General features: G+C 40.0%; 13 protein-coding genes, 2 tRNA genes and 1 rRNA gene. 12 read left to right on the forward strand and 4 right to left on the reverse strand.

What is annotated here, in order from left to right:
- Nucleotides 1–13: 13 nt before the first annotated feature.
- The 7 genes from rrf (at nt 14) to tsaD (ending at nt 3,244) form a co-directional block, all read left to right on the forward strand.
- A 5S ribosomal RNA gene (gene rrf, locus F7732_RS19715) occupies nt 14–130 on the forward strand.
- A 33-nt stretch (nt 131–163) separates the two neighbouring features.
- Nucleotides 164–237: transfer RNA gene (locus tag F7732_RS19720), tRNA-Met, on the forward strand.
- Between the two features lie 9 nt (nt 238–246).
- Nucleotides 247–323: transfer RNA gene (locus F7732_RS19725), tRNA-Asp, on the forward strand.
- A gap of 269 nt (nt 324–592) precedes the next feature.
- The gene (tsaE, locus tag F7732_RS19730) at nt 593–1,048 is read left to right on the forward strand and encodes a tRNA (adenosine(37)-N6)-threonylcarbamoyltransferase complex ATPase subunit type 1 TsaE (protein ID WP_151575778.1); all 456 of its coding nucleotides are present in this window, start codon (nt 593–595) and stop codon (nt 1,046–1,048) included.
- The gene (gene tsaB / locus F7732_RS19735) at nt 1,045–1,749 is read left to right on the forward strand and encodes a tRNA (adenosine(37)-N6)-threonylcarbamoyltransferase complex dimerization subunit type 1 TsaB (RefSeq protein ID WP_151575779.1); all 705 of its coding nucleotides are present in this window, start codon (nt 1,045–1,047) and stop codon (nt 1,747–1,749) included. Before tsaE ends, tsaB begins: the two co-directional genes overlap by 4 nt.
- 20 nt (nt 1,750–1,769) lie before the next feature.
- Nucleotides 1,770–2,219, forward strand: a complete 450-nt coding sequence (gene rimI / locus F7732_RS19740; RefSeq protein WP_151575780.1) for a ribosomal protein S18-alanine N-acetyltransferase — start codon at nt 1,770–1,772, stop codon at nt 2,217–2,219.
- Nucleotides 2,216–3,244 (forward strand): tRNA (adenosine(37)-N6)-threonylcarbamoyltransferase complex transferase subunit TsaD, encoded by a 1,029-nt coding sequence (gene tsaD / locus F7732_RS19745; RefSeq protein ID WP_151575781.1) that lies wholly within the window; start codon nt 2,216–2,218, stop codon nt 3,242–3,244. The genes rimI and tsaD overlap by 4 nt, the downstream gene beginning before the upstream one ends.
- Nucleotides 3,245–3,489: 245 nt before the next feature.
- Here the strand turns inward: tsaD and F7732_RS19750 are convergent, their stop codons facing one another.
- Nucleotides 3,490–5,409 (reverse strand): ABC-F family ATP-binding cassette domain-containing protein, encoded by a 1,920-nt coding sequence (locus tag F7732_RS19750; RefSeq protein ID WP_151575782.1) that lies wholly within the window; start codon nt 5,407–5,409, stop codon nt 3,490–3,492.
- Nucleotides 5,410–5,574: 165 nt separating this feature from the next.
- Between F7732_RS19750 and moaC the strand changes: the two genes are divergently transcribed.
- Nucleotides 5,575–6,060 (forward strand): cyclic pyranopterin monophosphate synthase MoaC, encoded by a 486-nt coding sequence (gene moaC / locus F7732_RS19755; protein WP_151575783.1) that lies wholly within the window; start codon nt 5,575–5,577, stop codon nt 6,058–6,060.
- A 24-nt stretch (nt 6,061–6,084) separates the two neighbouring features.
- Nucleotides 6,085–6,729: a redox-sensing transcriptional repressor Rex gene (locus tag F7732_RS19760; protein WP_066450597.1), complete on the forward strand. Its 645-nt coding sequence runs from the start codon at nt 6,085–6,087 to the stop codon at nt 6,727–6,729.
- Between the two features lie 57 nt (nt 6,730–6,786).
- Here F7732_RS19760 and F7732_RS19765 read toward each other — a convergent pair whose 3' ends face one another.
- Both F7732_RS19765 and F7732_RS19770 read right to left on the reverse strand, forming a co-directional pair.
- A complete protein-coding gene (locus F7732_RS19765; protein WP_151575784.1) occupies nt 6,787–6,993 on the reverse strand; it encodes a YdiK family protein in 207 nt (68 codons plus the stop codon).
- Complete coding sequence (locus F7732_RS19770; RefSeq protein ID WP_151575785.1) at nt 6,990–7,718, reverse strand: CPBP family intramembrane glutamic endopeptidase; 729 nt, start codon at nt 7,716–7,718, stop codon at nt 6,990–6,992. Before F7732_RS19770 ends, F7732_RS19765 begins: the two co-directional genes overlap by 4 nt.
- Before the next feature lie 340 nt (nt 7,719–8,058).
- Between F7732_RS19770 and groES the strand changes: the two genes are divergently transcribed.
- The 3 genes from groES (at nt 8,059) to F7732_RS19785 (ending at nt 11,332) form a co-directional block, all read left to right on the forward strand.
- Nucleotides 8,059–8,343: a co-chaperone GroES gene (groES, locus tag F7732_RS19775; protein ID WP_066450589.1), complete on the forward strand. Its 285-nt coding sequence runs from the start codon at nt 8,059–8,061 to the stop codon at nt 8,341–8,343.
- A gap of 56 nt (nt 8,344–8,399) precedes the next feature.
- Nucleotides 8,400–10,031 (forward strand): chaperonin GroEL, encoded by a 1,632-nt coding sequence (groL, locus tag F7732_RS19780; protein ID WP_151575786.1) that lies wholly within the window; start codon nt 8,400–8,402, stop codon nt 10,029–10,031.
- Nucleotides 10,032–10,480: 449 nt separating this feature from the next.
- A complete protein-coding gene (locus tag F7732_RS19785; RefSeq protein ID WP_151575787.1) occupies nt 10,481–11,332 on the forward strand; it encodes a DegV family protein in 852 nt (283 codons plus the stop codon).
- A 480-nt stretch (nt 11,333–11,812) separates the two neighbouring features.
- Here the strand turns inward: F7732_RS19785 and F7732_RS19790 are convergent, their stop codons facing one another.
- Nucleotides 11,813–13,597, reverse strand: coding sequence for a sigma-54-dependent transcriptional regulator (locus tag F7732_RS19790; RefSeq protein WP_151575788.1), 1,785 nt, complete (start codon nt 13,595–13,597; stop codon nt 11,813–11,815).
- Between the last annotated feature and the right edge of the window lie 130 nt (nt 13,598–13,727).

Raw genomic sequence — 13,727 nt, forward strand, 5'->3', positions numbered from 1 at the left:
TTCAATTAAATAGTCCGGTGGCGATAGCGAGAAGGTCACACCCGTTCCCATCCCGAACACGGAAGTTAAGCTTCTCAGCGCCAATGGTAGTTAGGGGCTGTCCCCTTGTGAGAGTAGGACGTTGCCGGGCTATTTATTTAATAAAAGAATCTAATACTATTATCGCGGGGTGGAGCAGTCTGGTAGCTCGTCGGGCTCATAACCCGAAGGTCGCAGGTTCAAATCCTGCCCCCGCAATCGTTAAATGGTCCGGTAGTTCAGTTGGTTAGAATGCCTGCCTGTCACGCAGGAGGTCGCGGGTTCGAGTCCCGTCCGGACCGCCATTTTTCATAGATTCAAAGTGAAAGATCGAAACAGTGTTTCGGCTTTTTTTATTTTATACAGATTTGATCATTAACATAAAAAGTGAATGTTTTTTAACACCTTTAGTTGTTTTTGCCCAATGACTGTAAATCATGTACACTACATATAAAGAGTAATCCTTAGGATCAATCCTAAGGATTTTTTTAAGAGGATAAATAGAGTACAGCCAGCTTTGCCGCTGCTGTACCAAACGATAAAGACTGAAATGTTAGTAGGTGCTGAAATAGATATGAATCAATTTCAATTAAGTTCTCTTAAACCGGAAGATACAAACAGATTGGCCATAAAGCTTGCAGAAAATCTTCAGCCTGGCGACGTCATTGCATTAGAAGGTGATTTAGGAGCAGGTAAAACTACTTTTACTAAAGGATTGGCGGTAGGATTAGGCATCACGAAAACCGTTAGCAGCCCAACCTTTACCATAATAAAAGAGTATCGAGGCAGATTGCCTTTATACCATATGGATGTCTATAGAGTTCAAGACTCATTTGAGGATTTAGGTTTTGACGAATATTTTTATGGAGACGGTGTGACTGTTGTGGAGTGGGCTCACTTAATCAAAGATCAGCTTCCAGACGAGCTGCTTACAATCTACTTGTATCATAGCGGGGAGGAAGAGAGAAGAATTGAATTCTCTCCAGCCGGAAAAAGATACGAAGTTTTATGCAAGGAGTTACTAACATGAAAATATTAGCGATAGACACTTCAAATTATCCATTAGGTATTGCTTTGCTTGAAGATGATAAAGTACTGGGAGAGTATATAACAAATATCCAAAAGAATCATTCCATTCGGGTTATGCCAGCAATTGAAGCACTGCTGAAGGATTGTGATACAAAGCCCGCTGATCTGACGAAAATTGTTGTCGCAAAAGGGCCAGGGTCTTATACTGGAGTTCGTATTGGCGTTACAATTGCTAAAACATTAGCCTGGTCATTAAATATTCCTCTAACAGGAGTTTCAAGCTTGGCTGTGCAAGCTGCTTCAGCAGGGAAATATTTTAATGGGTATCTTTCCCCTTTATTTGATGCCAGAAGAGGACAAGTGTATACTGGCTTATATCGTTATGAAAATGGAAAGTTAATGAATATTAGAGAAGATCAGCTGCTGCTATCGAAAAATTGGGCTGAGGAACTGACTCAGCAGCCAGAAAACATTCTATTCCTTGGAAACGACGCAGCTATTCACCGTCAGCAGATAGAAGATATCATGGGTGAACAGGCAATCTTTAGCGGTATAACGGAAATGAATCCGCGTCCTGCTGAATTAGCATTGATAGGGAAAGATATGGAGCCTGAAGATGTCCATGCCTTTGTACCGAATTATATTCGCTTGGCAGAAGCAGAAACAAAATGGCTGGAAGAGAATAAGAAGCAGAAGCTTTGAATAAATGGGGAAGTGTCAAAATGAATAAGTCGTTAACATTTCGGTTTATGAAGGAAGAAGACATAGAGGATGTTTTACAGATTGAACAGGCCTCATTTACAACCCCATGGACGCGAGAGGCTTTTTATCATGAAATGACTCAAAATCGTTTTGCGGTATATGTTGTACTCGAAGAAGATGGAAAGATCATTGGCTACTGCGGCTCCTGGGTGGTTGTGGATGAAGTGCATATCACCAATGTTGCCATTCATCCTAATTTCCGCGGCCAAAAGCTTGGAGAGGCATTAATGAGAAATATGATTGAAGTGGCGATTGAACTTGGTGCCGTATCAATGACACTTGAAGTGCGTGTCTCCAACCATATTGCACAAGCACTGTACCGCAAACTTGGTTTCCAAGATGGAGGCATTCGCAAAAATTATTATACAGATCTTCAAGAAGACGCTTTAGTAATGTGGGTGAACTTATGAGTGAGCAAAATCAATGGATAATGGGAATTGAAACAAGCTGTGATGAAACAGCTGTAGCAATTGTGAAAAATGGGAAAGAGATCGTTTCGAATATCGTCTCTTCTCAAATAGAAAGTCATAAAAGATTTGGCGGCGTAGTTCCGGAAATTGCCTCCAGACATCATGTTGAACAAATGACAATTGTCATTGAAGAGGCGATGAAGGAAGCAGATATTACGTTCTCTGATTTAACAGCCATTGCTGTAACGGAAGGGCCAGGGCTGGTTGGTGCTCTGCTGGTAGGAGTTAATGCGGCAAAAGCTTTGGCATTTGCACATAATATTCCGCTTGTTGGTGTTCATCACATAGCAGGTCATATTTATGCGAACCGCTTATTGACAGAGATGAAATTTCCGCTGCTGTCACTAGTTGTTTCTGGAGGACATACAGAGCTTGTATATATGAAAGAGCACGGTCATTTCGAAGTAATCGGAGAAACACGAGATGACGCTGCAGGTGAAGCATATGACAAAGTAGCGAGAACGTTAAATCTGCCTTATCCAGGCGGACCTCATATTGACCGGCTTGCACAACTAGGCGAGCCAACCATTCCGCTGCCGCGTGCATGGCTGGAAGAAGATTCTTATGATTTCAGCTTTAGCGGATTAAAATCAGCGGTTATCAACACTGTCCACAATGCAGAGCAGCGCGGGGAAAAAATAGAGCCGGAAGCATTAGCTGCCAGCTTTCAGCAAAGTGTGATTGATGTACTTGTTACAAAAGCAGCAAAGGCAGCAAAGGCCTATAAGGTTAAGCAAGTTTTATTAGCTGGTGGAGTGGCGGCTAATAAAGGTCTGCGTGCAGCCTTACAGGAAACCTTTGAACCTCTTGATGAGATTGAACTGGTCATTCCTCCTTTATCATTATGTACTGATAATGCAGCGATGATTGCAGCTGCTGGCAGTATTTATTATGAAAAAGGGATAAGATCACAGTTAAATCTTAATGCTAATCCTGGTCTCGATATATCTATCCACAATTCTTAAACAGTAGGAAAAAGTCCCTGTTCATACAGGGGCTATTTTTTGTGGATAAATAAATTAATTTTCAGAAAAATATAGTGGATATGTGGATAAGTGAACAACTTTTTGTGGATATTGTGGAAAAGTGTGTGGAATACTTATTTTTCAAGGTTTGTTTTGTTAATAAATTTGTGGATAAAAAAAGAACCGAGATGACTATAGTCCCGGTTCTTTCTAGAGAGAATAAATGCCTAAAGGGGGTACGATAATTAATCTGCTAGCTCAGTCCATTCTTCAAGAAGGGTTTCAAGCTCAAGTTTTGCCAGATCATTATCTGTTGTTATCTTTAGTACCCTCTCATGGTCCTGATAAACCTCAGGATCACATAAAAGTTGATCAAATTCTTCTATTTTGAGTTCAAGCTCTTCAATTTGTTTTTCGATCTCTTCTATTCTTCGTTTTCGCTGCCGTTCCAGTTTCTTGGCTTCTTTATCTAATTGATAATTGTTTTTTTCAGTCGAAGATACAGATTCAGCAGTTGCAGAAACAGCATCAAACTTTTCAAGCTCTTCCTGCTCCTTCTTTTTATCCACATAATAATCGTAATCCCCGAGAAACTCCTCGGCACCCTCTTTTGATAGTTCAATTACTTTAGATGTAATGCGGTTAATGAAATAGCGGTCATGAGAGACAAATAAGATAGTGCCAGGATAATCAATTAGAGCATTTTCCAGAATCTCTTTACTGTCTAAGTCCAGGTGATTGGTAGGCTCGTCCAGTATTAGAAAATTGGATTTTTGCAGCATTAATTTGGCTAAAGCAAGACGCGCTTTTTCGCCGCCGCTTAACGTAGACACGGTTTTTAATACATCATCCCCTGAAAAAAGAAAGTTACCTAAAACGGTTCGAACGTCTTTTTCCAGCATTTGCGGATAATCGTCCCAAAGTTCATTTAAAACTCGCTTATTGGATGTAAGCTCTGCCTGCTGCTGATCATAATACCCAATCGTTACATTAGAACCGTGCAGGATCTTCCCTTGTAAGGCTGGAAGGTTTTCAATAATAGTCTTCAGCAAAGTCGATTTCCCAATCCCATTAGGTCCCACTAAAGCGACACTGTCTCCTCTAGTAATCCGGAAAGAAAGGTTTCCAGCAACTGCTTCACCTGCATAGCCAATAGCGAGATCCATAACCTGCAGCACATCATTGCCTGATTGTCTTTCAATTTGAAAGCCAAAAGATGCTGATTTCTCATCGCCAAGGGGACGATCCATTACATCCATTCGTTCTAATTGTTTACGGCGGCTCTGTGCCCTTTTGGTCGTTGAGGCACGTGCTAGGTTTCGCTGAATAAAATCCTGAAGCTTTGAGATCTCTTCCTGCTGCTTTTCATACTGCTTCATATCACGTTCAAAATCTGCTGCTTTCTGATCTAAATAGCGGCTGTAGTTTCCGGTGAACCTTTTGATCTGATGACGTGAGATTTCATATACCTGTGTAACAACCTTGTCGAGGAAGTACCGATCATGCGAAACAATTAAAATAGCTCCTTCATAGCTCTGCAGGTAGAATTCGAGCCATGAAAGGGTCTCGATGTCCAAATGGTTTGTTGGCTCATCAAGAATAAGCAGATCAGGTTTTGTTAAGAGCAGCTTTCCGAGCGCAAGCCGTGTTTTCTGTCCGCCGCTTAAGGATGATATTTTCGCATCATATCCTATGGTATGAAAGTTCAAGCCGTGTAAAATGGAGCGGATATCTGCTTCATACTGGTAGCCTCCATTCTCTTTAAAGCTGACCTGAAGGCGATCATATTCTTTTAAAATGCGGTTATACATTTCTTCGTTGCTCATTGCGTTAGGATCAGACATCTTTTCTTCTAATGAACGCAATTCTTTTTCTTGCTGCTGTAAAGAAGCAAAAACGGTCAGCATTTCATCCCAAATTGTCAGCTCAGATTCAAGTCCTGTATTTTGCGCCAAATAGCCGATTTCAACTTCCTTTGGCTTCATGATTTCCCCGCTGTCATAAGAGATATGGCCAGCGATTATTTTTAATAAAGTCGATTTGCCTGCTCCGTTTCGTCCAACGAGCGCAATGCGGTCTCTTGTTTGTACTTCCATTTTTATATTCGTTAAAATTGGATCAGCACCAAAGCTTTTATTGAGCTGATTAACTTGTAATAGTATCATGATTTTCACCTCTGCAGTATAAGACAAGTGTATCGTATTCCGCTGAGGTTCGGCAATAAACCGGCGTTATTTGAAGAAATTTGCAAATAAATATGTGAATATGAATACAAACTATACACAAATGCACCTAAAATAGTGTATGATTCTGTTGTGAGGTGTTAGTATATGGGAGATTTAACGCATTTTAATGAAGAAGGCAGAGCTAAGATGGTTGATATTGGCGAAAAAGCCGAAACCGTTCGCACAGCTATTGCCCATTCAAGTATAAAAGTAAATGAGGTCATATACGACAAGATTACGTCTAACAGTATGAAAAAAGGAGACGTATTAGCCGTTGCACAAGTTGCCGGAATTATGGCAAGTAAAAAAACATCTGACATTATTCCAATGTGCCACCCAATTATGCTTACAAGTGTGGACATTTCTTTTGAATGGAAGCTGACAGATTCTGATCATATTCTGCAAATTACGGCTACTGCCAAAACAAAAGGCAGCACAGGTGTTGAAATGGAAGCGTTAACAGCTGCTTCAGCTTGTGCGCTGACTGTATATGATATGTGCAAGGCCGTCGATAAAGGGATGATCATTGGGGAAACCTACTTAATAGAAAAAACAGGCGGCAAAAATGGGGATTTTAAAAGAACGGAGTAGGACGGAGAATACGGAGGTACAATGATGTCAACAGAACAAACCAAAATTCCGCAGGCTACTGCAAAGCGATTACCGCTGTATTATCGATTTTTAAAAAATCTGCATGCATCAGGTAAGCTTCGGGTTTCGTCTGCGGAATTAAGTGATGCTGTAAAAGTTGATTCTGCCACGATCAGAAGGGATTTTTCTTACTTTGGAGCACTTGGAAAAAAAGGCTATGGCTACAATGTGAATTACCTGCTGTCCTTTTTTAGAAAAACGCTCGACCAAGATGAAGTAACAAAGGTTGGTTTAATTGGTGTTGGTAATCTGGGGACTGCTTTATTAAACTATAATTTCTTAAAAAACAACAATACAAAAATTGAAGTGGGCTTCGATGTTTCGCCCGATAAAGTTAATCAAAAAATTGGGGATGTATCCGTTTATCATATGGACGATCTTGAAAAGGTCATTGAAGAAAATGACATCCAAGTTGTGATCTTAACTGTACCTTCTCAGCATGCTCAGACGATTACAGATAGAATTTCACAAAGCACAGTAAAAGGAATTTTAAACTTTACTCCTGCTAGATTAACTGTGCCCCCAGCAATCAGGGTTCACCATATCGACTTAGCCGTGGAATTGCAATCATTAATTTATTTCTTAAAACATTACCCGGCAGATATGTAGGAGATCCCTCCAGGAAAGCATGTCTTGTTCAAAATAAAAATGAGCCCTTATACAGGCTCATTTTTTGTTTTCAAGATTTTTAAGCTTAAAGTGGAAGCTGATCATTTTGAGGCCAGCTCCAATGTCAAAGGTAGCAATGATAATGAGAAGGTTTGTCATGAATCCCCACTCTCCGTTTTGCTGAAGACTTTGAATAGCGATGTAGACAAATAGTATGCCAAGGATCAAATAAATGATGCCTGAAAACAGAGGAGTTCTTCTCATAGTAACCCTCCAATAAATGCTGCCACATGTTCCATTTCCTCCAGCCATTTTTCGATTTCTTCCATGTTAAGCTGCATGACGACTACAAGAGAATTCATGGCTACGTGAGCAAAGATCGGCACAAGGATCCGTTTTGTTTTTACATATAGAAAGGCAAACGTGAACCCCATCGCTGAATAGAGAAGCAAATGTTCAAATTCAGTATGTGCTGCCGCAAAGATGACAGAGCTAAGGAGCGCTGATATGAAAAAGTTAAAGCGTTTATGCAGGCTGCCGAAAATAATCTTCCGGAAAATGATTTCTTCTAAAATCGGTCCAATGATCGACACAACAAGAATAACAATTGACGACGTTTCAATGATACTCATGATTTGCTGTGTGTTCTCTGAACCCATTTCAATGCCAATCATATATTCAATATTTGCAGCAACAGACTGTGCAATCAGTGCTAAAAACACCCCGCCAATGGCCCAGGCGATCGATTTTACAACGGATGATTGCTCAGATAAACTCCGCTCCACTTTCATATCCTTTCGCAGCAGGAAAAGAATGATGATGAGGGCTAGAGAAAAGCTAATCACAAGCCAAGAAGACACGGCCGTACCTTGATCCATTCTAGTGCCAGTTATAAGCTCACTTCCAAACACCATAAGCGGCAAGCCGACAATGGAGGAAAGCTGCATGGCAATATACACAATTAAAATAATCCAGTATTCTTTTTTCAAATGATGATCTCCCTTATGACATAGAATCAAGCATATGCTCTTTTAACCATTTTACTCATAAAGAGGGACTTCTTTCAAATAGAAGGCTACCCCGAACAGCCTTTATGCATAAAAAGAATGTGAATGTATATAATGAAGAGGTTGCCAGAAATGGATCTTTCTGGACTCTGGCATAGGCAATAATAGACTTCCTTTTAAAGTCTAAAATTTTTTATGAAAAATACAGCATCATGCTTGCAAATAAAAGTCAGAACTATTAATATAATAAATGTGTTAGCACTCAAGTCGATAGAGTGCTAATAAATAAATCACTACATAATGATTGAGGAGGTTGTTTCACTTGTTAAAGCCACTAGGTGATCGAATTATTATCGAGCTTGTTGAAACTGAAGAAAAAACTGCAAGCGGTATCGTGCTTCCAGACTCTGCAAAGGAAAAGCCGCAGGAAGGCAAAGTCGTAGCGGTTGGTACTGGACGCGTGCTTGAAAATGGTGAGCGTGTTGCATTGGAAGTTGCTGATGGTGACCGCATTATCTTCTCAAAATATGCTGGAACTGAAGTTAAATACGAAGGCAAAGAATATTTAATTCTTCGTGAAAACGATATTCTCGCAGTAATCGGATAAATCAAAAATAGACTTAGACTTATATTAATTTAAAATCTTTGAGGAGGTTATTACAAATGGCAAAAGAGATTAAATTCAGTGAAGAAGCTCGCCGCTCTATGCTGCGCGGGGTTGATACACTTGCAGATGCAGTAAAAGTAACTCTTGGACCAAAAGGACGCAACGTGGTTCTTGAGAAAAAATTCGGATCTCCGTTAATTACAAATGACGGTGTGACAATCGCGAAAGAAATCGAACTTGAAGATGCATTCGAAAACATGGGTGCGAAGCTTGTAGCAGAAGTAGCAAGCAAAACAAATGATGTTGCTGGTGACGGTACTACAACTGCAACGGTTCTTGCTCAAGCAATGATCCGCGAAGGTCTTAAAAACGTAACAGCTGGCGCAAACCCAATGGGTATCCGCAAAGGTATGGAAAAAGCGGTTCTTACAGCTGTTGAAGAGTTAAAAGCTATTTCTAAGCCAATTGAAGGCAAAGAGTCCATTGCACAGGTTGCTGCAATCTCTGCTGCTGACGAAGAAGTTGGCCAATTAATCGCTGAAGCAATGGAGCGCGTTGGCAACGATGGTGTTATCACAATTGAAGAATCTAAAGGTTTCACAACTGAGCTTGATGTGGTTGAAGGTATGCAATTTGACCGCGGATATGCATCAGCATACATGGTTACAGACACAGATAAAATGGAAGCTGTGTTAGAAAATCCATACATCTTAATCACTGACAAGAAGATCTCCAGCATTCAAGAAGTTCTTCCTGTACTTGAGCAAGTTGTACAGCAAGGTAAGCCATTATTACTAGTTGCTGAAGATGTAGAAGGAGAAGCACTTTCTACTCTTGTTGTAAATAAATTACGCGGAACATTCAACGCTGTTGCTGTTAAAGCACCTGGCTTCGGTGACCGCCGTAAAGCAATGCTTGAAGATATCGCAATTCTAACTGGCGGTGAAGTGATCACAGAAGAGCTTGGCCGTGATCTGAAATCTGCTGGTATTGAAGCTTTAGGACGCGCTTCTAAAGTAGTTGTAACAAAAGAAAACACAACAATCGTGGAAGGTGCTGGAGACAGCGCGCAAATCCTTGGCCGCGTAAACCAAATCCGCACTCAAATGGAAGAAACAACGTCTGAATTTGACCGCGAAAAATTACAAGAGCGTCTTGCTAAATTAGCTGGCGGTGTAGCAGTCGTGAAAGTCGGCGCTGCAACTGAAACTGAATTAAAAGAGCGCAAACTTCGCATCGAAGACGCCCTAAACTCTACGCGTGCAGCTGTAGAAGAAGGAATCGTTTCCGGTGGCGGTGTTGCCCTTCTAAACGTATACAACAAAGTGGCTGAGCTTCAAGCTGAAGGCGACGAAGCAACAGGCATCAACATCGTTCTTCGCGCTATGGAAGAACCAGTTCGCACAATCGCACACAACGCAGGCCTTGAAGGCTCTGTTATCGTTGACCGCTTAAAGCGCGAAGACGTAGGCACAGGCTTCAACGCAGCAACTGGCGCATGGGTAAACATGATCGAAGCTGGTATCGTAGACCCAACTAAGGTTACTCGTTCTGCACTACAAAACGCAGCATCTGTTGCAGCTATGTTCTTAACAACTGAAGCTGTAGTAGCTGACAAGCCAGAAGATAACGCTGGCGGCGGAATGCCTGATATGGGCGGCATGGGTGGAATGGGCGGCATGATGTAAGGTTCTAAGCCTTCATCTTGAGAAATAAGTTAATACTATTTCTCACCCATTATGACTAGTCATGTAAATGATTATGTTTTAAAGTATAGACTACTTCCTGGTTTTTAGGAGGTAGTCTTTTTATGTTTGGAAATATGTTATTCAGATTTATGGATGATAGATGTTCAAAACTTGAGGAGTTTTGTAGTAATGAAGGAAGTATGGAGAAGGTTTCCTGTTGTTTTCCGTCTCTGAAATTTCAAAATAGGTCGTATTTAACGTAGTATAGCAAAAGTATTATGCAGCAGTTTAGCTCACTGCACCGGCATTAGTAAAGAAGGTCACTAGAATAAGAGGCTTTTTTAAGTAAATCAATGAGCTGCAAGAAGGACTTGAACCATCTCGTGTATAATTAAAATACAATACGGAAAAGTGAACGCGGACCTTACTATAACCAAGGGGGAAATAGAATGCGAAGAATCATCTTATCGACCGAAAGTGGTGCCGACATACCGGGTGATTTAGCTGAAAAGTACGATATTCAAGTCGTTCCGATGCACATCATTATGGATGGAAAAGATTACTTAGATGGTGATCTGCCGGTCCAGGAGATTTATGACTACTATGGCCGTACGAAGAAAATACCTTCTACTACCTCGACAAATGCTCATGAGTATCAGGAGTTCTTTACAAATATAAGAGGGAAGTTCCCTGATTGCATCATTGTACATATTGGCTATACCTCAAAAGCTTCTTCCTCTTTTCAAAATGCTGTCATTGCTGTGGAAGAATTTGAAGACATTTTTCTGATTGATGCCCTGAACGTTACTGGAGGATTGGCGGCGATTGTACTGTATGCCGCTGAGTTATTAGAAAAAGAACAGAACATTGCTCCGGAACATTTAGTTGAAAAAATAGAGGAAATTGTTCCTAAATCAAGGCTGGCTTTCATCCCAGGCAGTCTCGAGTTTCTGAAAGCGGGAGGGCGAGTAAGCAATATGGCTTCTCTGATTGGAACTCTGTTGAAAATAAAGCCATGTATAGAGTTGAAGGATGGAAAGCTGATGTCGACCAAAAAGTACCGCGGGAAAATGGGTGGAGCTGCTGAAAAACTCTTGAGTGATTACTTAAATCATTTCAACATCGATCGAAAGCAGCTTTATTTTATTTACTCAGTAGGGCTTGATGAAAGAATTATGCAGCGGATGGATGAGCTTGCAAAAGAAAGTGGTTTCCACAATGTAAGATGGATCCAAGCGGGCGGAATGATTTCTACTCATTCTGGTGCTGGGGGCTTCGGAGTAGCAGGATTAGAGCAATAGTACGGAAGACTATATGCCAAAGGACATCATATTCTCAATAAAAAGCTTATATTTTTGTACATGTCATTAAAGATACTACACACTTTAAACTTACGGCTAGCATGATAGATAAGCCAATTCATCCCTTGATAAATATGGTTTTTTAAAGAGGATGGGACATAAGTATTTAACACACCTATTGAACCGAATGGTAAGAAAGGTCATCTTTCTAATCATTCGGTTTTTTTATTTATAATTATAAAATATATTTTATTTACATGAGTGAAATGGAGCGGAGGGCCCTCGACTCCTGCGGGCTGCAGAGCAAAGGGTGAGACCCCGCAGGAACGAAGTGACGAGGAGGCTCAGCTTGCTCCCCGCGGAAAGCGAGGGTCCGCAGCGCAATGGAACGGTCTTGATTAAATACCGAAACCAAGATATTGAATATTCGTGTTTTAGAAATATTAATTTCGTTTTGTCCCTATACGGATAAAATAATCATCAACTCGGAGCCGAATTAATCTTCCTCCATAAAGTGCTTCGGCTTATTCCTAATCTCTTCGCGGTACTTTCTTTATTTTGTCCTTCTTCCTCTAAGACAGCTTGAATGATATAGTAATTAATTTCATCTAATGTTTTGTTAAGTGGTATTGAAGATACTTTAGGTGGATTCACCATAGAAGTTCGTGTCTCTTGTGATAATATTTTTTTTACTAGATCTTTAGATATATAAGATCCTTCTGCCAGAATAACAAGTTCTCTCAGCACGCGATGAAGCTGATCTAAATTGTTCTCCCAAGTAAATTCTTTCATAAATTCCAGTGCTTCTTGCTCAAAGCCAATGATTTGCTTGCCCATTGAAGTATTAAGTTTATTGATATATAAAGCAAGGATACTGGGCAAATCAGAGATTCGCTCGCGGAGAGCCGGTAAAAATAACTGCAGACAAGAAAGTTTATATTTTAAAGAATGGATGATTTCATCATTGTTTAAAGTATCGTTAAGCGTTGCTGAAAAAATTAAACGGTTCCGCTGTGCGAGATTTGATTGCGAAAAGAACTCAAACAGTTTGTTAAACTGTTTTGGATCGAGCGCAATAATTTCCTTAAAATAGATCGTTGTTTGTACATTGTATAATGGCGAATTATAATGCGACAGCAGGGAATTCCACTGCTGTTCATTAATCGTTGCGCAATCTATTGTATAAAGGGGATTATTATTAAAAGGCCCCTTTTTATAAATAATAGATGCTGCTTTTTCCTTCCCTGTCCCACTTTCTCCAATAATTAAGATAGGTAGATGCGTACGGCTATATTCCTCTATTTGCTTTCGAACCATCCCGATAAAATTTGCGCTGCTATAATCATCGTCGTATATAGTTTGATCTGCAGAATCTAAGTTATAGATCGAAAATACATCCTCTTGAATAAGAGGTGCATCTTTCTTAGTGATTTTAATCAAGGTAAATTGTTCGTCATTATGAAAATAAAAATCGTTGGTAATGGTAAAGAGAAAATGATCCACAATTATTTCAAACTTTTGATTTGGAAAAGTTATAAGCTTTTCAAGATAATCATTCACAGTACTAAAAATAGTATCATGATAATCCGAAGCTGTTATATGAGAGAACCATAAATTTCCCTTTTCATTATAGATTAGAAAGTTATCGAAATGGCTTGTGGAAATCTGCTTAAAAATTTCTTTTTCTTTATGAAGCGGCCGCAGTGATTGAACAAGCTGAATAGCTCTATTGAATGAAGAAGCTACACTTTCATTCCCTGAGGAGATAAGGATGGAATTTAATCCAATCTCCTCTGCAACAGTGGATCCTATTCGATCACTTACAACTAAATCGTATTGATGATCTTTCAATCTACTAAGAATAGGTTCGACATCTTCTTCGCTCTCAAAAGTAATGATATCCAGCTTGTACTGAAGCAGATCGGATAGCAATTTTGCACGCTCCGTTATGGTTGAGAAACCTACTACTGCAAACCTGGCATCATACAACTCTGCCATTTTAATCGCGCGCAGCACATCGTAAACGGATATGGATATTTCAATTACAGGAATTTCTACAGCAGTTCGAAGTAACTCAGCGGTCCCGCCCCGGGATATGATAGCGTCAAAGTTTTCATCTGCATGTTTCTTTGCCAATTGAACCCCTTCGCTTAAGTCACCGACTTCTATTGTAAGCATGACGTCTTCACGTTTCATTGAAATGGAGCGTAAAATTTCGGCTAATCCCTCATAAGGCGCAATTGCTAATAGTTTCACTTTGTTCATTAACCAAAACTCCTTCGTTAAATATTACTAATAGTATAAAAATAAAAAAGAAATAAAACAATGAAAACGTTTCAAATTTAAACGTTTTTTTATTTTTATCGGGTTGAAACGAAACAGGAACTGAACGATA

This window comes from Bacillus mesophilum, assembly GCF_008923265.1.
GTDB classification, from domain to species: domain Bacteria; phylum Bacillota; class Bacilli; order Bacillales; family Cytobacillaceae; genus Cytobacillus; species Cytobacillus mesophilum.